Here is a 22,876-nt window from a genome sequence, read left to right as displayed (position 1 = left end):
CCAGCATTGTCCCCAAGGGGTTGCACAGTGGCAAGCAGGGGATCTTATTACCAATAGTTATTTGCATCACGAACCATTCTCATTTAGATTTCACTCCATACCACAAGAGGTGATCATCATGTACGTCTGTTTGTGCCGCGGCATCACAGATACCCAGATCCGCAAAGCGGTGCAGTCAGGTAAAAGCGAATTCCGCCAGCTCAAGCAGTCGCTAGAGGTGGGCGCCCAGTGTGGCAAATGCGTACGCATGACCATGGAGATCATCGCCGCCGAGCTCGACAAAATGGAGCAGGAACAACCCGTGCTCTATTACGAAGTGGCCTGACCCGGCCCCCCCCCTCTTCTGATTTGACCCGCCAACAGGGTCACCCTTCCTCTCGGGCGAGCTGACTCGCCAGACCTCTTGTTGTCACTTTTCTGGACTAAGCTCTAACGATCGAAGCCTCAGACACGAACCAAGGAGCACTGTCGATGAAAGGAGATCCCAAGATCATTGTCCACCTCAACAAGGTGCTGGCCAATGAGCTGATTGCCATCAACCAATACTTCCTGCATGCCCGCATCTACGATGACTGGGGCCTCAAGGCGCTCGGGCACAAGGAGTATCACGAGTCTATCGATGAGATGAAACACGCCGACGAGCTGGTCAAGCGGGTGCTTTTTCTCGAAGGGCTGCCCAACCTGCAGGATCTCGGCAAGCTGCGTATCGGTGAGACCGTCGAAGAGATGCTACGCTGCGACCTGTCGCTGGAGATGGACGCCATCCCCGACCTCAGGGTAGCCATCGCCTATGCCGAGTCGGTGCAGGACTACATCAGCCGAGACCTGTTTCAGGAGATCCTGGAGGATGAGGAGGAGCATGTGGACTGGCTGGAAACCCAGCTCGACCTTATCGATCGCATCGGGCTGGAGAACTACCAGCAGTCGCAACTGCACCACGGCTCCTGAGCCAGCAAGCAAAGAGACCCGCCAGCGCGGGTCTCTTCATTTTGGCCGCCATATTTGAGTCGCCATGACTCGAAAACTTTTCGACAGGATCACAGTTAATAGCCCCGACACAGCATCTGTCATGGCTTTCGATTAGGATACGGCTCTCTTCCAAAAACAATGCTACGGACGATTTCCATGGAACAGATTGCACGCGAGATGGCGCCCCACAAACGGGTGGCACTGGTGGCTCACGACAATATGAAGACCCCTCTGCTGAACTGGGTGATGCGCCGCAAGGAGGAGCTCAAGCTCCACCATCTCTATGCGACCGGCACCACCGGCACCATGCTCGGCAAGAAGGCGCAACTGCCCATCACCTGCCTCTTCTCCGGCCCGATGGGGGGCGACCAGCAGCTCGGCGCCCTGATCGCCGAGGGGAAGATCGACGTGCTGATCTTCTTCTGGGATCCCCTCAATGCAGTGCCGCACGATCCGGACGTGAAAGCGCTGCTGCGGCTGGCAGCGGTGTGGAACATCCCGGTCGCCACCAATGAGGCGACCGCCGACTTCATCATGGACAGCCCCCACATGCAGCAGGCATTCAGCGTGCAGATCCCGGATTACGCCGGTTATCTCAAGGCGCGCACCGAGTGATCGGCTAACCCGTCATGCAAGAGGGCCGCAATATGCGGCCCTCTTTATTGGGGAAACAAACCGACACCGGCTTATAGCGCCCGGGCGAGGATGCGCGCCACCCGATCCGGATCGATATCCTGATGTTCACCGAGTGCGGTGCGCCCCACCCGCTTGAGGTTGGAGCAGACCGCCGGAATGCAGCTTTCGCTGAGACCATAGTCGGCCAGTCGGGTGCCCTGCCCCATCTTCTGGAAGAACTGCTCGGTGCGGATGATCGCCTCCTCGATGCGCAGGGCCTTGTCCTCGCGGGTCGAATGCCACACCCGCTCGGCAAACTGGGCCAGCTTGTCCTGCTTCTGGCTCGCCCGCTCACGGAGCAGCGAAGGGAGCACCACCGCCAAGCTCTGGCCGTGATCCAGCCCATAGAGCGCCGTCAGCTGATGGCCGATGGCGTGAGAGGCCCAATCCTGCGGCACTCCGCAGCCGATAAGGCCATTGAGCGCCAGGCTGGCGGCCCACATCAGATTGGCCCGCACCTGATAGTTGGTCGGTTCCGCCAACGCCCTGGGGCCATTCTCCACCAGCACCTGCAGCAGGCCTTCCGCCAGCCGATCCTGCACATCGCCCCCGACCGGAAAGGTGAGGTACTGCTCGGTGATATGGATGAAGGCATCCACCACCCCGTTGCCGGTCTGACGGGCTGGCAGGCTGTAGGTGGTCGCCGGATCGAGCACCGCAAATTGCGGCTGCACCAGCGGGCTTCTGAAGGAGATCTTCACATCCCCGCGGCTCACCACCGAGGTGGGATTGTTCTCGGATCCGGTGGCGGGCAGGGTCAGCACACAGCCCATCGGCAGCGCCTGGTGCACGCTCGCCTGTTTGCCGCAGATATCCCAGGGGTCGCTCCCCTCATAGCAGGCCGCCGCCGCGACAAACTTGGTGCCATCCACCACGGAGCCACCACCGACCGCCAGCAGGAAGTCGATGCGCTCGCGCTTCACCAGCGCCACCGCCTCCATCAATAGCTCGTATCTGGGGTTGGCGCCGATGCCGGAGAACTCCTGCCACGTCACCCCTGCCAGCGCTCGGGTCAGCTGCTCATAGACGCCGTTCTGCTTGATGCTGCCGCCGCCATAGAGCACCAGCAGGCGACTGCCGGGCGGAATGAGCGTTGGCAGGCTGGCGATCTGCCCTTCACCAAAACAGATGCGGGTCGGGTTGGCATATTGGAAGTTGTACACGGCGGGATCCTCGACTTGAACAGCACGGGGACATTGTGCGCCTGCCGTCCCATCAGGTCAAAAACGGGAGCGGGTTATCAGAATGGAGATTGCCGGGCGTTGCAGCGGCATTTTCAGGTATGGCTCTGCTATGGTCTGTCAGGAGGGCGGGTAGCACTCTGGAGATCAGGCTCCCCATCACTTTCCCATCCTGCTGCCCCCGTCAGTTTTCATCCAATCCCTCGTCATACAGGAAGGTCTGAAATATGAAACTGAAGCATGCATGGATTGCTGGTCTGTTTACCCTCTCGACCACTCTGGTACAAGCCGCCGAGGTCAACGCAGGGGTCGACGTCGCTCCTGGGCAAGCCAGTCTGGCGCAAGAACTCACGGCGAGTGCCACCGTGACCGCCATCGACCTGGAGACCCGCCAGGTCAGTCTGAAAAACGCAGAGGGTGAAACCTTCGATATCGTCGCTGGCGAGCAGGTTGCCAACCTGCCGAACGTCAAGGTCGGGGACAAGGTCATGCTCAAGTATCTGCAGATACTCGATGTAGAGCTGCTGAAGGGCACCGCTGGCATCAGAAAACGGATCGTGGAAGTGGATGGCGAACGGGCCGGGGCAGATGAAAAACCGGGTGGCGGTGTCGGCATGAAAGTGACCATCTATGCCGATGTCATCGGGCTGGACAAACAACAGCAGACGGTCACCGTCAGAGGGGTGGATGAGACCCTGACCATCAAGATCAACAACCCGGAGCAGTTTAACCTGATTGCAGAGGGCGACCAGCTCAAGGCGGTTCAGACCAAAGCCATCGGGATCGGCATCGTCGCTAGCGAATAGTCCCGACCGGGCAGCTCAGGCTGCCATGCCAGCGTAATGACGCCCGACTCGCGGCCACTCGCGGGCCCATATCAAGCGGGAGGCAATATTGCCTCCCGCCTTCCTTACCCAGACCGTTCACTCCCCGAGTCTCCATTCAGGGCAAGATCTTGCCTCTTCACCCCGACTTGCCGGCCAATCCGGCACATCACCGCCCCTACTTCTTGCCGGTCAGGCGATCCATCGCCTCTTTCAACATCTTCTCTCGCTGCTCGTTGAGCGGCTTGCTCTGCTCCACCCGCTCTTCCGGCGTCAGCTTCTTGTTGTCGGCGATGGTCTTGAGCTTGTCCTCTATCTCGTTGAACTTCTTGCGATCGAAGCCCAGCGCCTTGTCCACCAGCTGCTGCACCACGCCCCCCTTGTCGGAGCTCATATCCAGCGCTGGCGGCAGCTTGTTGTTCTTGGCCAGATGTTCGTAGGTCAGCACCTGCTGGGCCTGACCGGTCATGCGCTGGGTGGAGAGGCTGACCATCTCCTCCCAACCACCGCCCTGACCGCCACTGCCGGCACTGTTGAGGGTGGCGAGGGCACGGTTGTTGGATGCGCTCTGGGCAAGCTGCTGGCTGTAGGGTTTGATATCCATGGGGGCTCCAATTCGATGCACATCTGTAGCCATGCGCACAGGCTGATCCGGTCAAATGGGGCGTCAGGCCCCACCATTATCAATAAAACCAGCAAGTTACAGGCCAACTTGTCAGATGGTGCAAGATCCCGCGCTATGGCGGCGCTCACCACGCCCCCCACGCAAGCAGGCGTCAGAATCATGACTCATCTGCTGCCGATTCACGCTGTTTTGGCACATTTCGCCATCCGCATGCCACGACGCCAGAGAAAAGTCAGGAACAGCAGTTCGATCACAAAACAAACAACCACGCAGGAATACAATTTTGGCGCACATCACAACCAGCCAGCCGTGTCATGGATGATCTGTTCGTCAAACCAATAACAGGCAGACCAATCTGCCGTGCTCACTCCGCTGCCAGTTCGGAGTTGCAGCCTCCCCACACCTCATCCCCTCGTCTGACTCTCACTCACCGCAACCCTTCGGGTACACCTATGAAAAAACACACCTTGAGTCTGCTCTCCGCCACCCTGCTCACCCTGCTTGGCACCAGTGCCGATGCCTGTACCGGCCTTATCGTCGGCAAGGGGGCCAGTGCCGATGGCAGCGTGATGATCGCCAGAAACGAGGATTTTGGCGTCAACAACTGGAACAAGTATCTGGCCTTCCACCCGGCACAACAGACCGAGGGCAAGAGCTGGAAACTGGGCAACGGGCTGGAAGTGCCGATGCCCAAGGCATTCTTCGCCTACTCCGCCATCCACGACTGGGATGCCACCACCAGCGACCCGGACGGCAAGTATTACGAGGAGCGCGGCATCAACGAGTTCAACGTCGCCATCTCGGCCACCACCAGTGCCGAGGTCAACGACAAGGCCCGGAAAGCCGATCCGCTGATCGAGAAGGGAGTGATTGAAGCCATCATCCCCACCCTGATCCTGCCGCAGGCCAAGACGGCCAAAGAGGGGGTCGAGCTGCTCGGCCGCTATGTGGAGCAATATGGCGCCGGTGAGGGCAATAGCCTCTATCTGGCGGATGTGAACGAGGCCTGGCTGATGGAGATTGGCTCCGGCCACCACTGGATCGCGGTACGGGTACCGGACGACAGCTACGCCATGGTGGCCAACGGCCTGCGCATCCACGGCGTCAATCTCGACAGCGCCGATGTGCTGCACTCGCCCAAGCTGCTGGAGTTCGTGCGCGAGCACAAACTGCTGGATAACGCCGACCCGAAAGATTTCAACTTCGCCAAGGCGTTCGGGGTGATTGCCGACCCCTACAACGTGGATCGGGAGTGGCTCGGCCAGAAAATGCTGACCGCCAGCCACCAGCAATCAACCCGGCAGGCGCAATATCCGCTGTTTATGAAGCCGGATGCCCCCATCGCAGTGCCGGACGTGACCAGGGTGCTGAGCGCCACCTATGACGGCACGTCGCTGGCGGGCAAGGCTGAGCGGCCAATCCGCGTCGATCGCCAGCTCGAATCCCACGTTATCCAGCTGCGCAAGGAGATGCCCAAAGAGCTGCAGGGGCTGATCTGGCAGAGCTACGGCGTGCTGGCCGAATCGGTGATGGTGCCGCTCTACAACACCCTGGAAAACTATCCCCAACCCTATCGCACCGGCAGCGACAGCTACTCCGACGATTCCGCCTACTGGCAGTTCCGCAGCCTGACCGCGCTGGCCAACACCAACCCGGATAAATACCTGCCGCTGCTGCGAAACGTCTGGAGCAAGGAGAGCGCCAAGCTCTACAAGGAGGTCGCCGTCCTCGACAAGAGCCTCAAGCAGACCTACGCCAACGACAAGGCCACCGCCATCGGGCTGGCCGCCGACTACTCCTACGGCCAGTTGGAGCAGACCTATCAGATGGCCAAAGCGCTGCGCTACAAGCTGATGACGGATCTCACCAAGAGCAGCGAGAAGAAGTACTCGGAGGAGGAGTTCAAGAAGATCATGAGCCTCTGACCGGCTCTTCAAAGCAAAGAGGCACCCTTGGGTGCCTCTTCTCATTTCGTCAAACGGGAAGCTCAGCGACGGCTGATATTGAGCGGGCCGAAGGTCTGGGCCACCGGCATGATCTCGATGCTGTTGATGTTGACGTGGGCGGGTTGCTGGCTCACCCAGAGCACGGTATTGGCGATATCGTCCGGCTGGATCGCCTCCACCCCCTGATAGACGGTGGCCGCCTTGGCATCGTCACCGTGGAAGCGCACGTTGGAGAACTCGGTGCCGCCGCACAGGCCCGGCTCCACGTTGGTGACGCGGATGGCGGTGCCCGCCAGATCGGCGCGCAGGTTGAGGCTGAACTGCTTCACGAACGCCTTGGTAGCGCCGTAGACGTTGCCGCCCGGATAGGGGTAGGTGCCCGCGATGGAGCCGATATTGATGACGTGGCCGCGATTGCGCGCCACCATGCCCGGCAGCAGCAGGCGGGTGAGCAGGGTCAGACCGCTGATGTTGGTGGCGATCATCTGCTCCCAATCTTCCAGATCTGCCTTGTGGGCAGGCTCCAGCCCCAGCGCCAGACCGGCGTTGTTGACCAGCAGATCCACCTCGCTCCAGGCGGCTGGCAAACCGGTGATGGCGGCGCGGGTGGCCGCCTTGTCCTGCACGTCAAACACCAGCGGCAGGAACTGCTCGCCCAGCTCGTCAGCCAGCGCGGCCAGCCGCTCGGCGCGGCGACCGGTGCCGATCACCTGGTAGCCCGCCTGCACCAGCTGGCGGCTGATGGCTTCACCAAAACCGGACGAGGCGCCCGTTACCATTGCAATCATCTGAACCTCCATATCTACACCGATATTGTTATTTATCTGTCTGAATCTATTCAGATTCATTCATCGCCCAATTCACGTCCGGTCGCCTTGCGCCAGACAAATACCACCAGATGGAGCAGCAACAGGCCCGAGCCCCCCAGCGCAAACAGCAGGCCGGTGAGGGCGTTGACCGAGGTGTCGGCGCCGAACCACCACCAGACCAGCCAGCCACTCAGGCCGATGACGAAAGTCTGGATGGCGCAAACCGGGCAGCGCCCCAGCTTGGCCTTGATGGCGGTGGCAAGGCAGTTGTCGCAGCTCATCCTGCTCCTCGATGTTGCTCGTTCAACACTGTCAGTTGGCCTGCGCAGACGGCTTGCGCGCCAGAGTGCGGGCCAGTCTGCGCCGCTCACGCTCCTCGTCGCTCACCAGCGGCAGCACCAGCCGGTGGGCGTGCTGGTCGCGGCCATAGTAGTCCGCCAGCCGCTGCTGGGGACGAAATCCCAACCCGTGATAGAGGGCCAGCGCCTCTTCGTTGGCGTCCCCCACTTCGAGGCGAATCGCCCCCCAGCCAGCGGCCTTGCCCTCGCGGATCACCTGCTCCAGCAAACGGCGGGCCCAGCCCAGACGGCGCACCGTCCAGCGGATAGCCAGTGCCTGAATGACCAGCCGATCCCAGCCTCTGTGCTCCAGCAGGCAGAGATAGCCCATCAGCTGATGCTTCTCATCCAGCAGCAACAGGGTGCGCCCCTTGGCGTGGGCCAGCAGATAGTGCCAGCGGCTGCGGCCAAAGGCGACTTCAGGGGGAAAACAGTAGCGTTCCAGATTAACGATGGCGCCCAGATCATCGGTTCGGGCCGCACGTACGGTCAACACGGGGAGTCCTTGTTCGGTTATTTATCTTCAGCACCAAAAATGCGACTTGTATCACAAGTTACCAAAGCGTCATATTAGGCACTGTAACCTCTTGTTTCCCCTCGCGCCATTGTCGTGCTTGTCGGTGCATCGAAGCCCACTGGGGATCCTGCCTTTTTTCAGGCAGTCTGATCTGTGGAGCCGAAAATATGAGTACCTATGTCATCGTCGAAGAGCTGGGCGACTGGCCTTGCCATGCCGATTATCTGCTGACCGCCCGCACCTATCTGCAACATGGCGTGCCGACCACCGGCGGCCGACCCCGCATCATCAACCTCTGCCGCAATCTGGAGCACCTGAGCGCAGGCTACTACTGCTCGCTGCTGGCCCAGGCCCGCGGCCACCACTGCCTGCCGGGTCTGCAGGCCATCAGCCGACTGCAACCCCAGCAGCCACCGGCCAAGCTGTGGCGCAAGGCGCAGGGGTGGCTGGCCCAGCAGAGCGAGGATCGGATTAGAGTGCGCGCCATCTTCGGCCAGTGTGAACAGAGCGAGCTGGCGGGGCTAGCCCGCTACTACTACGGCCTGAGCCAGCTGCCGCTGCAGGAGCTGACCCTCAAGCGCGGCCGCCACGGCTGGTCGGTGCGCCAGCAGCAGAGCCTGTCACCGCTGGAGCTGAGCCCAAGCGAAAAAGCGCTGATGCTGCACCACGCTCAGGCGCTGGTGGGCACCGGTGATGAGGAGCAGGCGGCGCCGCTCTACCAGCTCGCCATTCTGGTGGATCCCGATGATGGCCGCGCCAGCAGTGATGGGCTGGCGCTGGAGCGCTTTATCCGGGCCGCGGCTGCCCAGGGGATCCGGGCAGAGATCCTGCCACCTTCGGCCATCGAGCGACTGCCGGAGTTCGACACCCTCTGGCTGCGCGCCGAAACCGCAGTCGGCCACTACACCTTCGAATTTGCCCGCCGCGCCGAGCAGCTGAAGATGCCGGTGATCGACAGCTCCCGCGCCATCCTCGCCTGCAGCAACAAGCTCTATCTCTACGAGCTGATGGTGCGCAGCGGCGTGCCCATGCCGCCCACCATGGTGGTGACCCGTCGCGGCCGCCACCACGTGGAGGAGCTGGTGCAGCGGCTCGGCCTGCCGTTGATGGTGAAGGTGCCAGATGGCGCGCAGGGGCGGGATCTCGCCATGGCCAGCGATGAGCAACAGCTGGCCCGGCTGCTGGACGAGGGGCTGAGCCGCTCCGCCCTGCTGCTGGTGCAGAGCCGGATCCCCGCAGAGTTTGACTGGCGCATCGGCTTTCTCGACGGCTCGCCGCTGTTTGCCTGTCGCCGCTACCGGCCCGAGCCTGGCAACCGCATTCGCCGCCGCAAGCACCCCCTCGACATGAGCCGCATCGAGGCGCTGCCGCTCAATGAGGTGCCGGAGCGGGTGCTGCAGACCGCCCGCCGCGCCGTCCATCAGCTCGGCAATGGCCTCTACGGGCTCGACTTGCGCCAGCAGGGGCGCGACTGCGTGCTGCTGGAGATCGTCGATAACCCCTGGATCCGCGGCGATATCGAAGACAAGGAGGCGCAGGATCTCTACGAGCGACTGGCCCGTGCCTTCCGCCAGCGGCTGGAAAACCGGGGCCAGACCACCGCATAACCCGCCATGACCTTTTCGCCGACCAAATGACAGAGAGGGCCCCGCGATGGGGCCCTCTCTCATATCACAGCTGACTGCCGCTGACTTATTGCAGGCGGAGGAAACGGCCGCTCAAAGGGGGAAGCGCCACCGTCACACTGTCACTACCCAGGGCCAGACTTTCGCCACTTTGCAGATCCACCAGCGCACTGCCGCTGCGCAGCTTGTTGGTCGGCAGGTTGTAGCTGAGCGCCGAGGTAGAGAGGTTGAGCAGATAGACGACTTGCTCGCTCGCCGTCTGCTTGATGTCGCCATAGAGGCTGCCATCGGCCACCAGCTTGACTCGCTCCCCCTGATAGAGGGCGGGATGAGCGGCGCGCATCGCCAGCAGCTGGGCGAGCCACCCTTTCAGTTCGGCCTGCTCGCTGTCCGGCACAAAGCCGGTGACACCGGGCACCTTGCCGTCGCTGCGGGCCACATGGTCATCGCACAAGCCCTGCGCCGCACAATCACCGCTCACCGGCTTGGCAAAGCCAGGCACCTCGTCACCAAACTCCTCGCCGTAATAGAAGGTGATGGGGCCGGAGCGGGCCGCCATAAAGCTGAAGGCTGCCTTGTGGCGCTGCCAGTACTCGGCCGGATTGAAGTTGCCGCGCTCCAGCAGATCGCCGAAACGCACCAGATCGTGGTTGCCCAGCATCAGGTTTGGCATGGCATGGCCGGGGTAGTTCTCCACCTTGTTCCAGCTGGCATCGAGCACGCTGGCCCCTTGCCCGCCCTTGCCGGACTCCTCCACCGCCAGCGCCTGCACGATGCCGTAGCGCAACGGGAAGTCGAACGCCGAGGCGAGCGCCGGATTGTCGCTGCTGCCGTAAGCCTCGCCACGGATCTCGTCGGCACTCTTCCACACCTCGCCCACCATGTAGCCGAGGGTGCCCCACTGCTGACCGGCGGCCTTGCGTGTCGCGCTGGCCTGCTCCACTTCGCTGCGAATGGCACGCCACTCATTCAGATTGAGCTGATAAGCCTGATCGAGGCGCCAGCCGTCGATGCCGTACTGCTCGACCCAGTAACGGGCCACCTCCTTGAAGTAGGCGAGGCTCTCCGGCTTGCTGTAATCAACCAACTGACCAGGATAACCGGCACCACCGCCGGTGAGGGCGGGCAGACGCCCCTCTGGCGATGGCTTGCTCATACCCACCTTGTTGACGTGGCCAAACACCCCGTCGAGGAATACATAGAGACCGCGCTGGTGCGCCGCATCCACCAGCTGTTTGAGCTTGGCGTTGCTGCCAAAGTTGGGATCCACGGTGAAAAAGTCGCAGGCGAAGTAGCCGGTGGCATCGAGCTTGTTGTCACCGCCTTGCCCTGCGCAGGAGTCGAATACCGGAGTGAGCCAGATGGCGTTGACGTTGAGACTCTTGATGTGGTCGAGGCTGTCGATGATCCCCTGCAGATCGCCGTTGTGCTGGGAGGGGCCATAACCGACGCCGTAGTTGGCACTGCCGTCACCATCGGCAAACGACTCCACCATCACCTGATAGATGCGCAGGTTGCAGGCGAGTTGATCATCGCCATAACAGGCGCGGTTGTTGACCAGATCGGTACGGTTGGGTACCGGTGGGATGATCTCGCCACCGGAAGAGCTGCTGCTACCGCTACCTCCACAGGCCGCCAGTAACAGGGCGGCCCCGAGCAAGCCGCCATAGCGCAACGTTCCTTGTTTCATTGTTATGTTCCCGCTGTGAGAACAAGCGTCTGATACGCCTGTTTTTCACCATGATAGCGAGGCTCACACAGCGGTGTCTGTGACTGAAAACGTTATCTGACTCAACTGGTTAGAGCACGCCTGCCGAGGCAATGCGGTAGTTGAGCGAGAGCCAGTAGGAACGGCCCGGCTCGGGGATACGGCCGCTCTGCTCGTAGCCAAGGCCCGCCTGACTGGCGTGCACCGACTTGGAGAGGTGCTCGTAGTAGAAGGTGTCGAACAGGTTGTCTACCCCGGCCGAGAGCTGCCACCCCTTGGCAAACTGCCAGGCGCCGCTCAGGTTCATGGTGAAGAAGCCCGGAGTCTCCCCCTGATCCTGACCCGCAACGGTACCGGACCAGAGATCTACCCGATCCTGCGCCGCCACGGCGCGCCCCAGCAGGGTGAAGCTCAGCGCTTCGTCCGGCTGCCAGCCCAGCGCCAGCTTGCCATCGAGGGGCGGCATCTGCGCCAGCGGTTTGTTGTCGCTCTGGTTTTCGCCGTAGACCACCGCCAGACCACCATCGAGACGCCACTGCTCGGCAAACTGCCAGCGCCCCTCCAGCTCGCCGCCCCGGGTCTGGGCATCGATGTTGCGCACCTGGTTCGACTTGCTGTTGTAGAGCAGGTAATCCTTGATGTTGGCGCTAAAGAGGGAGAGGGTCAGATCCAGCTCGCGGCTGCGCAGGGCCAGCCCTGCGTCCCACTGGCGGCTGCGCTCCGGGTTGAGGGTGAACGGGGTGCTGTCCTTGCTGCGCTCCCAGTAGTCCGGCGCACGCTCTGCCTGCCCCCAGGCCAGATAGCTGGACCAGCGTGGCGACCACTGATATTCGTAGCGGCCAAACCCGCTGTTAAGACTCAGGGTATCGCTGTAGAGGGTCTGTTCACCGGCGCCATAGCGGGTGGTCTCTACCCTATCCTGACGGTAACCGCCCTTGTAGCTGTGAGCCCCCTGCTGACGACCCAGTTCGGCGAAGCCGCCCTGCTGCTCGAAACGCAGGGTGCGCTGACGATCCTTGGTGGCATAGTCGACCCCACTCCGACTGCGGTGCTGATCCCGGTTGCTATCGAACCCGGCGGTCAGCAACCAGTCAGCAGGCAGGTCGATGTCGTTGGCCCAACGCCCGCCGGTATTGCGGCGATCCGGGTTGGAGAGCATCTTCATGCCGCTGTTTTGCCGCAGGCTGAAGTTGTCCATGATGTGGTCTATGTAGTTGTCCCACAGGGTCAGCTCGCTGCGCTGCCAGCGAGTGGTGATCTGCTCCTGCTTGAGCTTCAGCCCGAAGGATTCGCGATCAAACATGGGGCCATCCATGGTGCGGTCCGCATAGGCGGCGCGGGCGTTGCTGCGCTCGGCGGTCAGTTCCAGCCAGGTGTGCTCCCCCGGTGTCCAGCCCAGCTGGGCGGTGCCGTTCTCGCGGCGATAGAAGGAGCGCACCTTGTTACCGTGGCCATCGCGGTAATCATCGCTGTCGGAGTGGGTGAACTGACCGCGCAGATAGCCGTCGGTCGAGCCCGCCGTCATATCCACCATTTGATCATCACGGCCAAAGCTGCCATAGAGGGCCGAGGCATCGGCCTTGAGGCCCGGTGCGGTGAACTCGGGTCTGTCCCGCTCGAACAGCACGGTTCCCGCCAGGGTGGCACCCTGCTCGAGGGATTGCGGCCCCTTCAGCACCCGGATCCGGTCAAAGGATTGGGGGAACACATAAGCGGTGGGCGGGTCCATCCGGCCGCCACAACCACCGGCCAGCATGCCGCCATCCATCTGCACGTTGAGGCGAGACATCCCCATCCCCCGCAGCACGGGGTCACCACCCAGCCCCCCTTTGCGCACCATGCTCATGCCGGTGACATTCTTCAGATAACCGGCGCCGTCGGCAGCGGGCATGGGGGAACCGGGCTTCTTGGGATCCAGTGTCACCTCCAGGGTGCTGGCGGGGCGAGTTGCCACCACCACCATGGGATCCAGCTGTTGCACCGATTCCTGACCGGCAGCGCCGTGACAGGCGAGCCCACCAACCAGCAGGGCAAGGGGTGTGCGCATATGACAAGCCATACATTTTCCTTATGTATTTGTTTATTTTGTTATTTTCATTCAACCAACCAAACCTTTCAGCAAGGGAAAGGTTTACCATCTGGCCGCAAAAAAGGCCTGCGGCGCGAAAGCGGCAAGCCTCTGTCAGGTGAAGCGAAGGCAAGTTGGCAAAATGTTGCGCAGGTTTTACCCAAGTTGGCTCAGAAAGGCAAACGGGCAAACATTCCAGTAACAGGAATCTGGCGTTGGCTCACAAAAAATGGGGATTAGCTGAAGGCTTCCCGCTCATCGATGGGAGAGATGAGGTGATAGACCTCATGGGCTGACAAGGTACATCCGACGGGCCACTCCAGCTGGTGGTGACGGTTGATGAAGACCCGGGCGCAGTGACGCTCGCTCTCCAGCTTTGCAAACAGCGGCTGGGTTCGCCAGGGGGTCAGATCCAGCACCCCCGTGGTGCCATCCGATAACACCAGAAACAGGCGCCATCCCCGCACATACTCGACATCGATAAAGACCGGCATCCCTTCGGCTCCGATTGAGATAATTCGCGGCAATTATAAACACCAGCTCCCCATCCATACACGCTGTGGCTCACATTTTACCCAGCAGATTATGCTGTGCTCATTAGTGGCGCGACATCACATTTTTAGATGATAAATGTGTTAATGCCGACTTTTAACAAACTTGAATGCAACCTTAACCAATTCGATCTGTCATAACCTCACAACAACTAAAAAAACGTCTGTGGACAGACGTTTAGAGTCTCATTCAGGAACAAACATGACAAATCTAAAACAGCGACTCGGCCCGTTCTGGCCCTTCGCCGTCTTCTGCGCGCTCGCGCTTTTCTCTCTCTCTTTCAGCCGAATCGCCCTCGGTATATGGCAACTGGAACGAGTGGATGCCGTGGCCGGTTGGCAGGAGATACTGCTGCAAGGGATCCGGGTCGACTTTGCGACCCTCTGCTGGGTCTGGGGTGTCCCCGCCATGCTCACTCTGCTGCTGGCAGGCCCCCATGCCATCGGCCGAGGCTGGCTGCAACTGATGCGCGTCTGGCTGACCGTCGGACTCTGGCTGATGCTGTTCCTCGAGATCTCCACCCCCTCGTTTGTCACCGAATATGGCGTGCGCCCCAACCGCCTCTATGTGGAGTACCTCATCTATCCGAAAGAGGTGTTCGCCATGCTGTGGGCGGGGCGCAAAGCCGAGCTGCTGCTGGCGTTACTCTTCAGTGGCGCCGTGCTGACCGGCGGTTGGTGGCTGAGCGGCCGTCTGGTGCGTGGCCTCAGCTTCCCCCGCTGGTATCTGCGTCCGGCCTTCGCCCTGCTCATTCTGGCCATAGGTTTTCTCGGTGCCCGCTCCAGTCTCGGCCACCGCGCCCTGAACCCGGCCATGGTCGCCTTTGCCGAGGATCCGCTGGTCAACTCGCTCACCGTCAACTCCGCCTACTCCCTCTTCTTTGCCATCAAACAGATGGGCGCCGAGGAGGATGCCGGCCAGTTTTACGGCGAGATGACCCCTCAGAAGGTGCTCGAGGTCATGCGCAAGGAGAGTGGCCGTCCGGCCAGTGATTTCAACTCTGATCTGCTGCCCAGCCAGACCTTCAACCAGGCGAGCTTCCAGGGTAAACCGAAGAATCTGGTGATCCTGCTGCAGGAGAGTCTGGGTGCCCAGTTTGTCGGCTCCCTCGGCGGCCTGCCGCTTACCCCCAACATCGACGCCCTGTCGCAGCAGGGCTGGGCCTTCGAGCAGCTCTACGCCACCGGCACCCGCTCGGTGCGCGGTATCGAGGCGGTACTGACCGGCTTCACGCCGACCCCGGCACAGGCGGTGGTCAAACTCGGCAAGAGCCAGACCAACTTCTTCACCATCGCGGATCTGCTCAAACAGCGGGGCTACGACACCAGCTTTATTTACGGCGGCGAGAGTCACTTCGACAACATGCGCAGCTTTTTCCTCGGCAACGGCTTCACCACCATCGTCGAGCAGAAGGATTTCGACAATCCGGTGTTCAAGGGCTCATGGGGCGCCTCCGACGAGGATCTGATGGCCAAGGCCGACGAGACCTTCAAGGCGCTGCACAAGGAGGGCAAGCCCTTCTTCAGTCTGGTGTTCAGCTCCAGCAACCACGATCCGTTCGAATTCCCGGACAACCGCATCGAACTCTTCGAGCAGCCCAAGCAGACCCGCAACAACGCGGCCAAGTATGCGGATTACGCCATCGGCGAGTTCTTCAAGAGGGCGAAACAGTCCGAATACTGGAAAGACACCCTGTTCCTGGTCATCGCCGATCACGACAGCCGGGTCAGTGGCGCCAGTCTGGTGCCCATCCCCCGCTTCCATATTCCGGGGGTTATCGTGGGCGACGGTATTGCGCCGAGAAAGGATCCGCGCATCGTCAGCCAGATCGATATGGCGCCGACTCTGCTCTCCCTGATGGGGATCAGTGCCGACTACCCTATGCTGGGCAAGGATCTGACTCGCATGCCTGCCGACTGGCCGGGGCGCGCCATCATGCAGTACGACAAGAACTTCGCCCTGATGCGCGGCAAGGATGTGGTGATCCTGCAACCGGAACGCGCGGCGGAAGGCTATGTCTACGATGATGCCAGCGAGAAGCTGACCCCGGCAGCGCAACCGGACGCCTTGAAGGAGGATGCGCTTGGTTTGGCGCTGTGGGGCAGCATGGCCTATCAGAAGAGTCTCTATCGGACGGCCAAGGATGAACGCACCGCCGCCAATTGAGCCGCTCGTGCTGATTCAACCGATAGCAGAATGGAAAAAACCGCCAGCTGGCGGTTTTTTCCATCTACCCATACTGTCAGCCCACAGGCCGTTATGGCTGGGGAAAGCAGGGCAGGGAGCGGCTGAACTTGTGCTCGAACACCAGCGAAGTTTCGAGGTGCACCACCTCTTCGCGGGAGGTGAAGTGGTCAAAGACGAAGTTGCGCAGGTGCTCGGTGTCGGAGACACAGAGGTGCACCAGAAAATCATCCTTGCCACCCATGTGGAACAGGCTGATCACTTCGGGCAGCGCCAGAATGGCATCGCGGAAGGCATCGATGATCTGGCGGCTGTGACGGGCCAGCTGCAGGGAGACCATGGCCTGAATGTGACCACCGAGGGCCTGATAATCCACTTCGCAGTGTGCGCCCTTGAGCACGCCATCCTGCTGCAACTTGCGCACCCGCTCCAGACAGGTGGAGGGGGCAACGCCCACCAGCGCGGCCAGATCCTTGTTGGTCATGCCCGCATCCCGAAACAGATGGGCCAGGATATCCAAATCCAGTTGATCCAGGTTTCTCATCTTAACTCCTTGAACCGCTCAATTTTTTAGACTCTGCCCGTAAACCGGGGCAAACACAACGGCCATTGACATCCCCCCTGCCCCGCCTATCCTTGGCGCCATTCACCGGCCGCAGCCCTGCGGCCACCACGCGAGGATCCACCATGCACCCGTTTCACCCCTTCTGGAGCCTTGAGGTTCCACGTGTCGATGGTCAGCTGCTGCTGACCCCCTGCCCCGGCACCCAGCAGGTGCCGCTGACCCTGGCGCTCGATCAACTGCGGTTGGCCGGTGCCCACGGAGTGGTGACCCTGATGACAAGCGCCGAGTTGATCCGACTCGAACTGGCGCAGCTCGGCCAGCAGGTCGAGCACGAAGGGATGCGCTGGTTCCATCTGCCCATCGAGGATGATCTGGCCCCCGACACCGACTTCGAGGCTGCCTGGCAACAGGCGCTGCCACAGCTGCGCGAGCTGCTGGGGGATGGCAAACATCTGGTCATCCACTGCAAAGGGGGCAGCGGTCGTACCGGTCTGGTCGCCGCCGCGCTGCTGATGACCCTCGGCCAGCCACAGCAAGAGGCGATGGCCGCCATCAAGGCCCACAGACCCAAGGCGTTTACCCTGGCCTGCCACCGCCAGTGGCTCGACCAGCTGGCCGAGCGGCTGGCGCAGGGCGACTGACTACTTGCCTCCCTGGTCGTAGGTGAAGACCTTGCCGATATCTTCCACCCGATAGCTGGTGAGCTGATAAACGTAGTAGTTGAGCCAGTTGGCAAACAGCAGATGACCATGGCTGCGCCAGCTGGCGCGCGGGGTCTTGCCCGGATCGTTATTCGGGTAGTAGTTGACCGGAATGGCCGGGTCGAGCCCTGCCGCCAGATCCCGCTGATACTCCCCGTCCAGCGTCAGGGCATCGTACTCCGGGTGCCCGGTGACAAACACCTGACGACAATCCTTGGTCGCCGCCAGATAGACCCCCGCCTCTTCTGACTCGGCAAAAATCTGCAAGTCGGTCTGGGCACGGATCAGATCGCCATCAAACGCCGCGTAACGGGAGTGGGGGGCGACGAACTCGTCATCGAAACCGCGCAGCAGTGGCTCGTGCTCATCGAGGCGATGGTGGCGATAAACCCCGGAGAGCTTCTCGCCGTGGGTCTGCTTCTCCATGCCATACAAAGCTTTCAGCGCCGCCTGCACCGCCCAACAGAGGAACAGGGTGGAGGTGACATGCTGATGGGACCACTCGATGATCTCGACGATGCGCGGCCAGTAGACCACCTCCTCGAACTCCACCAGCCCGAGCGGCGCCCCTGTGATGATCATGCCGTCGTAGTTGTTGCCGCGCACCTGCTCGAAGTCGTGATAGAAGTTCTCCAGATGGGCCTGCGGCGTGTTCTTTGACTCCCTGTCATCGATGCGCAGCAGATCCACATCCACCTGCAGCGGCGAGTTGGAGAGCATCCGCATCAGCTGGATCTCGGTCTCAATCTTTTTTGGCATCAGGTTGAGGATGAGCACCCGCAGCGGGCGGATGTTCTGGGTGACGGCCCGGGATTCCGTCATCACGAAGATGTTCTCCTGCCCCAGCACTTCGGCGGCGGGTAACTGATCCGGGATCTTGATCGGCATGCTTACTCCCTGTACTGCATCAGTAAATATGTCTGGACATCCAGAAGCCTATAATAAAGCTCCTGCCCTGTCATCAGATACCTTTTGTATTCACCCCCGCCTTTGACTAGCATACGGCTCAGTGTGTCTCCTGCTTCCAAGATAATGACCGGTATCAAGATTTCCGTAGATCGACTGCAAGTCGGCAACTATGTATCCCTGCCACTGGGGTGGCGCGAACACCCGTTCCTGTTTTCCAGCTTCAAAATCAAAAGTGAAGAAGAGATCGAGCTGATCCGCCGTCTCGGCCTGAAACTGGTCACCATCATTCCCGACAAGAGCGACGTTCCGCCCAAGCCTCTCAATCAGGTACAGCCTCAGCAACAAGAGAGCGCAGACGCCGCCCAGCGCCAGGCCCAGATGCAGCAGGAGAAGGATCGCCGCATCGAGCAGTTGCAACTCTATCGCCGCAACCTGCAGCAGTGCGAGAAACAGTTCCAGCAGTCGCTGGCGCAGGTGCGCAGCGTGATGAGCAAGATCCAGTCCCGCCCCCTCAATGCCATCGGCGAGGCGCAGGAGCTGGTCAATGCAATGACAGAACAGCTGCTCTCGGTGGACGAGATGGTGCTCCATCTGGTCTCCGACAGCGAGGATGGAAACAACCTCTACTTCCACTCCCTCAATGTGAGCGTGCTCAGCATGCTGCTGGCCAAGGAGTGCTGCATGACGGCCGACGAGATCCGTCAGGTCGGCATGGGGGCTCTATTCCACGACATTGGTAAATTGAAGATCCCGAGCCAGATCCTGCGCAAGACCGAGCCGCTGACCAAGCCGGAACAGAACCTGATGGCCCAGCACCCGCGCTACGGGCTGGATCTGCTCAATCTGGCCAAGGATTTCCCAGCCGAGGCGAAGGGGATCGTGCTCCATCACCACGAATATCTCGATGGCAGCGGGCCGGAAGGGCTCAAGGCTGGCCAGCTCGATCCGCTGACCCAGATGGTGTCGCTGATCAACGAGTACGATAACCTCTGCCACATGCAGGCCAAGGTGCCCTACTCGGCCCTGAGCGGCCTCTACAAGCAGCGCAAGGCGCAGTTCAATCCGGAGTACCTCAGCATGCTGATCCGGTTGATGGGGATCTATCCCCCCGGTAGCGTGGTGCAACTCTCCAACGGTCAGGTGGGGCTGGTGATGTCGGTCAACGCTTCCCGCCTGCTCTACCCCTCGGTGCTGGTCTACGATCCGCGCATTCCCCGTCAGGAAGCGGCCATCATCGACCTGCAGCAAGCCGAACTGTCGATTGCCAAGGTGATCCACCCCAAACGGCTGCCGCCCGCCGTGTTCGAGTACCTCAATCCGCGTACCCGGATCAGCTACTACTTCGAGCACAACAAAGCCTGATTGTGTTGGCCCGAGGCCAACCGTTGCCACCCGTTTAATCCAAGGAGCCCGCCATGCGTATCGAGATCATCAGTACCGGAGACGAAATAGTGACGGGTCTGGTGGTGGATACCAACGCGGCCTGGCTCAGCGCTCTGCTGCTGGAACAGGGGTGGCAGGTGCGCCGTCGCCTGACGGTGGGTGACAACCTCGCCGACCTGAAAACGGTGCTGCAAGAGAGTGCCAGCCGCACCGAGGTGGTGCTGGTGTGTGGCGGGCTCGGGCCCACTGCCGACGATCTCACCGCTCAGGCCGCCGCCGAGGCCTTTGACCAGCCGCTCACCCTCTTCCCCGACTGGCTTGCTACCATCACGGCCCGCTACGCCAGCCGTGGCCGCCCCATGGCACAAAGCAATGCCAAACAGGCATGGCTGCCACAGGGGTGCGAAATCCTCGACAACCCGGTTGGCACCGCCTGCGGCTTTGTGGTGCGAAGTGGCCAGAGCCAGCTCTTCTTCACCCCAGGCGTGCCGTTCGAGTTCAAGCAGATGGTGCGAGAGCAGATTCTGCCGCCCCTCAAGGCGCTGGCCGGAGCACAGGTCGATACCGAGCTGCGTCGCTTTTACACCTTCGGCGTCTCGGAATCTGCCCTCAGCGATATGCTGGATGCCGCCCCCTGGCCCACCGGTATCGAGCTGGGTTACCGCTCCGCCATGCCCCTTATCGAGCTGAAACTGATCGGCCACGGCGCCAGCGCCGCTGACATGAATAGCGCCGAGCGCAGACTGCTGAACAGGATCCGCCCCTGGCTGGTTGGCAGCGGCGATACGGAGCCGGCGCAGCAGATCCTCGCGCTGCTGCAAGGTAGGCCACTGACGCTGCTGGAGGGGGAGAGTGGCGGCGCACTACTGACGCTTTGTCACGGCCATTCCCGGCTGGAGGCCCGCTTCAGCACGCAACTGGCCGACGATCTGGCCCGGCTGCCGATAGCCGATACGGGTCTGCAACTGACCATAGGGCGAGAGGGGGCAGAGGGTGTGCCACTGCAGCTCTGCGCCGATGGCCAGCAAATTGGCCAGACGGTCAAGGTCAGCCATCCCGACCCGGAGAGCCGCCGCAAGATCCTCGCCTTTGCCGCGCTCGACATGCTGCGCCGCCATCTGCTGGGCGAGCCGGTACTCGGTGATTCCTCACGTTGACCAGAACGACGCAGCGCAGCTGATAACCACAATGCCTCCCCCTGCCAGCACTCCCCATGTCGCTGGCAAAGCGCCCCTGCCGCGATCCGGCGAGCCACCCTGCCCCATTGCCGAACAACGCCCGAATTTATCCGGCCATCATCACCGATTTGACCTCAATCCATTGACCATTCAGAAGAAATATCTGAATACTGCCCACTCTCAAGATTGACGACTCGCTTTATTAATCATTGAGAGATTAAATGACAGTAGAGGGGAAAAACCGAGCCTCCCTCTCCCCACCTGGCAAGGAGATACGGTGTTAAGCAAAGAGTGGCTGCTGCTATCAAACGACATGGAACTGGTCTGCCTGCGGATTGCCGCCGGTCTCACCAAACCGGTCACGGAACAGGATGTGCAGGCTCTGCTGCTCGCTTCCAACTGTCGCCGCTATCAGCCGCTGAATGAGGGGATCAAACAGGCCATCAGCCTGCTCAATACCCTGCTCACCAACCCCGCCGCCCCCGTGCCCGCCAGCCCGATCCCTGTCGGTAAACGTCAGGATGCCCGACTCGCCGTGATGATAGAGAAGGAGCGCATGAGTGCCATCGCCCAGATCACCGCCGACTGGGGGGGCAAGTATGTGACACTGGAACAGCTGCAAGAGGCGATCGCTCTCAGCGAGATCAAACAGGGGGTCAGCGAGCAGCTACTCACCGCCGCTATTCAATCGGCCAAGGAGGCGGCCCCCGGCACCCTGCTCAAGCTGGTGATTGCCCGTGGCCAGCCTGCCGTCAATGGTCAGGACACCCGCTATGAGCGGCTGGTGGAGACCCCGGCCGAGCGGATCCTCAAACCGCAGGAGCTGGATCATGGCAAAGTCGACCTGCGGGATCTCGGCTCCATCGTCACCGTCAAAGCCGGCGCCCAGCTGATGCGCCGCCACCCAGCCACCCAGGGCGTACCCGGCTTTACCGTGACCGGTCAGGATCTGCCCGCCAAAGATGGCAAGGACAGCCCGATGAGCGCAGGTGAGGGCACTTATATCTCTCCCGACGATCCCGACCTGCTGATCGCCAGTCGCGCCGGACTGCCCTGTCAGGAGAAGGCGGGCATGAAGGTGGACGAGGTGCTCAGCGTCAAGCAGGTGGATGCCCGTCACGGTCACATTGCGTTTGAAGGGGGATTAATCGTCAGCGGTGACGTCAACCCCGGCATGAAAGTGCGGGTCAGCGGCGACATCGTCATCGGCGGCTTTATCGAAGGGGGCCTGATCGAGGCGGGGGGCAGCATCACGGTACGCCACGGCATCATTGGCCGCCGCAACGAACAGGGTGAGTACCTCTGCCAGCTCAATGCCCAGGGGGAGATCCACGCCAGCTACGCCCAATATGCCCAACTGGAAGCGGGGGGGGATATCCAGATCCAGAGCCAGCTCAGCCACTGCTACAGCCGCAGCGGACAAGATATCAAGGTGGGCGATAGCAACATGCGCAAAGGCAATCTGCTGGGGGGTACCAGCATTGCCAATCGCCTGATCATGGCGCCGAGTCTGGGTGCCGAGGCCGCCAACCATACCCGGCTGCAGATCCTCGGCGGCTACTTCACCCACAAGGAGCAGGAGCACCAGCTCAAGTTGCGCCAGCTGGAGTGTCAGGCCCAGCTCGACAAGATCAAAGCGCTGGTGATGAAACTGCTGCAACTGCCCGGCGACAAGCGCAACCCGGAAACCCTGCGCAAAATCAAACCGATCCGGGATCACCATCTTGCCGAGCTGACCCTGATCCACGAGCAGCTCACAGCAAATTCTGAAGAGCTGCAAAACTTGATGGCACAAATGGAGGTTATTGCCACCCAACACCTCTTCTCCGGCATCGAGGTCGAGATGGCCAGCTTCAAGCGCAGGGTCACCATCACCCGGGGACCCACTCGCCTGGCCATCCACGACGAAGCACTGGAGATGACCCCGTACGAGGGGCACAGCTAAAGCAAGACCAGCCCGTCGCCCGTGATCCCGCCGCCAATTTTCGCTACACTCGCCACTTCCTTGGCCCCACCGGGCGGGCCACCCAGACTCAGGTAGTGAGAGATGTACAAGCTGATCGCATTGGATATGGATGGCACCCTGCTCAACCCGCAGGGCCAGATTACTCCCCGCACC

23 protein-coding genes and 1 pseudogene are annotated in these 22,876 nt (G+C 61.3%); 14 read left to right on the top strand and 10 right to left on the bottom strand.

Annotated elements, in window-relative coordinates; translation table 11 throughout:
- Window positions 1–118 precede the first annotated feature (118 nt).
- The 3 genes from BN1115_RS06760 to BN1115_RS06750 all read left to right on the top strand — a co-directional run bounded on the left by BN1115_RS06760 (window position 119) and on the right by BN1115_RS06750 (window position 1,584).
- The gene (locus BN1115_RS06760) at window positions 119–325 is read left to right on the top strand and encodes a bacterioferritin-associated ferredoxin (RefSeq protein WP_005335965.1); all 207 of its coding nucleotides are present in this window, start codon (window positions 119–121) and stop codon (window positions 323–325) included.
- 146 nt (window positions 326–471) lie between these two features.
- Window positions 472–948, top strand: a complete 477-nt coding sequence (gene bfr / locus BN1115_RS06755) for a bacterioferritin (RefSeq protein WP_042656584.1) — start codon at window positions 472–474, stop codon at window positions 946–948.
- 177 nt (window positions 949–1,125) lie between these two features.
- Window positions 1,126–1,584: a methylglyoxal synthase gene (locus tag BN1115_RS06750; protein ID WP_005335971.1), complete on the top strand. Its 459-nt coding sequence runs from the start codon at window positions 1,126–1,128 to the stop codon at window positions 1,582–1,584.
- Between the two features lie 71 nt (window positions 1,585–1,655).
- Here BN1115_RS06750 and BN1115_RS06745 read toward each other — a convergent pair whose 3' ends face one another.
- Window positions 1,656–2,807 carry an iron-containing alcohol dehydrogenase gene (locus BN1115_RS06745; protein ID WP_042656583.1) on the bottom strand — a complete coding sequence of 384 codons (1,152 nt, stop codon included), beginning with the start codon at window positions 2,805–2,807 and terminating at the stop codon, window positions 1,656–1,658.
- Between the two features lie 245 nt (window positions 2,808–3,052).
- On the opposite strand from BN1115_RS06745, the gene BN1115_RS06740 reads away from it, so the two are divergent.
- Complete coding sequence (locus BN1115_RS06740; RefSeq protein ID WP_042656582.1) at window positions 3,053–3,631, top strand: hypothetical protein; 579 nt, start codon at window positions 3,053–3,055, stop codon at window positions 3,629–3,631.
- A gap of 196 nt (window positions 3,632–3,827) precedes the next feature.
- On the opposite strand, the gene BN1115_RS06735 is transcribed toward BN1115_RS06740, so the two are convergent.
- On the bottom strand, window positions 3,828–4,253 hold the full coding sequence (locus BN1115_RS06735; protein WP_042656581.1) for a hypothetical protein: 426 nt from the start codon (window positions 4,251–4,253) through the stop codon (window positions 3,828–3,830).
- 180 nt (window positions 4,254–4,433) lie between these two features.
- Here BN1115_RS06735 and BN1115_RS22545 point away from each other — a divergent pair, with 180 nt between their 5' ends.
- Together BN1115_RS22545 and BN1115_RS06730 are read left to right on the top strand one after the other, a co-directional pair.
- A complete protein-coding gene (locus BN1115_RS22545) occupies window positions 4,434–4,616 on the top strand; it encodes a hypothetical protein (protein ID WP_128821633.1) in 183 nt (60 codons plus the stop codon).
- 110 nt (window positions 4,617–4,726) lie between these two features.
- A complete protein-coding gene (locus BN1115_RS06730) occupies window positions 4,727–6,199 on the top strand; it encodes a C69 family dipeptidase (RefSeq protein ID WP_042656580.1) in 1,473 nt (490 codons plus the stop codon).
- Between the two features lie 62 nt (window positions 6,200–6,261).
- On the opposite strand, the gene BN1115_RS06725 is transcribed toward BN1115_RS06730, so the two are convergent.
- Genes BN1115_RS06725 through BN1115_RS06715 form a run of 3 tightly spaced genes read right to left on the bottom strand, consistent with a single transcriptional unit; the run spans window position 6,262 to window position 7,863 of the window.
- Window positions 6,262–7,008 (bottom strand): SDR family oxidoreductase, encoded by a 747-nt coding sequence (locus tag BN1115_RS06725; protein ID WP_042656579.1) that lies wholly within the window; start codon window positions 7,006–7,008, stop codon window positions 6,262–6,264.
- Window positions 7,009–7,064: 56 nt separating this feature from the next.
- The gene (locus tag BN1115_RS06720) at window positions 7,065–7,310 is read right to left on the bottom strand and encodes a DUF3624 domain-containing protein (protein WP_042057594.1); all 246 of its coding nucleotides are present in this window, start codon (window positions 7,308–7,310) and stop codon (window positions 7,065–7,067) included.
- A 31-nt stretch (window positions 7,311–7,341) separates the two neighbouring features.
- The gene (locus tag BN1115_RS06715) at window positions 7,342–7,863 is read right to left on the bottom strand and encodes a GNAT family N-acetyltransferase (protein ID WP_042656578.1); all 522 of its coding nucleotides are present in this window, start codon (window positions 7,861–7,863) and stop codon (window positions 7,342–7,344) included.
- Between the two features lie 188 nt (window positions 7,864–8,051).
- Between BN1115_RS06715 and BN1115_RS06710 the strand changes: the two genes are divergently transcribed.
- A complete protein-coding gene (locus tag BN1115_RS06710; RefSeq protein WP_042656577.1) occupies window positions 8,052–9,491 on the top strand; it encodes a RimK family protein in 1,440 nt (479 codons plus the stop codon).
- Window positions 9,492–9,576: 85 nt separating this feature from the next.
- On the opposite strand, the gene BN1115_RS06705 is transcribed toward BN1115_RS06710, so the two are convergent.
- Window positions 9,577–11,199 (bottom strand): alpha-amylase family protein, encoded by a 1,623-nt coding sequence (locus tag BN1115_RS06705; RefSeq protein ID WP_042656576.1) that lies wholly within the window; start codon window positions 11,197–11,199, stop codon window positions 9,577–9,579.
- 109 nt (window positions 11,200–11,308) lie between these two features.
- Complete coding sequence (locus BN1115_RS06700) at window positions 11,309–13,276, bottom strand: TonB-dependent copper receptor (protein ID WP_042656575.1); 1,968 nt, start codon at window positions 13,274–13,276, stop codon at window positions 11,309–11,311.
- Between BN1115_RS06700 and BN1115_RS22185 the strand changes: the two genes are divergently transcribed.
- Complete coding sequence (locus BN1115_RS22185) at window positions 13,265–13,525, top strand: hypothetical protein (protein WP_124928440.1); 261 nt, start codon at window positions 13,265–13,267, stop codon at window positions 13,523–13,525. The two genes, BN1115_RS06700 and BN1115_RS22185, sit on opposite strands and share 12 nt — an antisense overlap.
- Here the strand turns inward: BN1115_RS22185 and BN1115_RS06695 are convergent.
- Window positions 13,522–13,779, bottom strand: a complete 258-nt coding sequence (locus BN1115_RS06695; RefSeq protein ID WP_005335997.1) for a DUF2442 domain-containing protein — start codon at window positions 13,777–13,779, stop codon at window positions 13,522–13,524. The genes BN1115_RS22185 and BN1115_RS06695 overlap by 4 nt on opposite strands.
- A gap of 259 nt (window positions 13,780–14,038) precedes the next feature.
- Here BN1115_RS06695 and BN1115_RS06690 point away from each other — a divergent pair, with 259 nt between their 5' ends.
- Window positions 14,039–16,003, top strand: a complete 1,965-nt coding sequence (locus tag BN1115_RS06690; protein WP_042656574.1) for an LTA synthase family protein — start codon at window positions 14,039–14,041, stop codon at window positions 16,001–16,003.
- Window positions 16,004–16,094: 91 nt separating this feature from the next.
- Here the strand turns inward: BN1115_RS06690 and BN1115_RS06685 are convergent, their stop codons facing one another.
- Entirely contained in the window at window positions 16,095–16,565 is a 471-nt protein-coding gene (locus BN1115_RS06685) for an Lrp/AsnC family transcriptional regulator (protein WP_005336001.1), read from the bottom strand.
- Window positions 16,566–16,708: 143 nt separating this feature from the next.
- Here BN1115_RS06685 and BN1115_RS06680 point away from each other — a divergent pair, with 143 nt between their 5' ends.
- Window positions 16,709–17,227, top strand: coding sequence for a cyclin-dependent kinase inhibitor 3 family protein (locus BN1115_RS06680; protein WP_042656573.1), 519 nt, complete (start codon window positions 16,709–16,711; stop codon window positions 17,225–17,227).
- On the opposite strand, the gene metA is transcribed toward BN1115_RS06680, so the two are convergent.
- Window positions 17,228–18,175: a homoserine O-acetyltransferase MetA gene (metA, locus tag BN1115_RS06675; protein WP_019446225.1), complete on the bottom strand. Its 948-nt coding sequence runs from the start codon at window positions 18,173–18,175 to the stop codon at window positions 17,228–17,230. It lies immediately after the preceding gene.
- 144 nt (window positions 18,176–18,319) lie between these two features.
- Between metA and BN1115_RS06670 the strand changes: the two genes are divergently transcribed.
- The 4 genes and pseudogenes from BN1115_RS06670 to BN1115_RS22180 form a co-directional block, all read left to right on the top strand.
- Entirely contained in the window at window positions 18,320–19,558 is a 1,239-nt protein-coding gene (locus tag BN1115_RS06670; protein ID WP_019446227.1) for a cyclic di-GMP phosphodiesterase, read from the top strand.
- 53 nt (window positions 19,559–19,611) lie between these two features.
- Window positions 19,612–20,759: pseudogene (locus tag BN1115_RS06665) on the top strand (competence/damage-inducible protein A).
- A 275-nt stretch (window positions 20,760–21,034) separates the two neighbouring features.
- Window positions 21,035–22,702 carry a DUF342 domain-containing protein gene (locus tag BN1115_RS06660; protein WP_042656571.1) on the top strand — a complete coding sequence of 556 codons (1,668 nt, stop codon included), beginning with the start codon at window positions 21,035–21,037 and terminating at the stop codon, window positions 22,700–22,702.
- Window positions 22,703–22,804: 102 nt separating this feature from the next.
- The coding region (locus BN1115_RS22180; RefSeq protein ID WP_156135271.1) for an HAD family hydrolase at window positions 22,805–22,876 on the top strand (72 nt) is incomplete at its 3' end.

This window comes from Aeromonas allosaccharophila (assembly GCF_000819685.1).
In the GTDB taxonomy this organism is placed as follows: domain Bacteria; phylum Pseudomonadota; class Gammaproteobacteria; order Enterobacterales; family Aeromonadaceae; genus Aeromonas; species Aeromonas allosaccharophila.
Note: the sequence above shows the minus strand (reverse complement) of the source record. Positions and strands in the feature narration are given on the sequence as shown.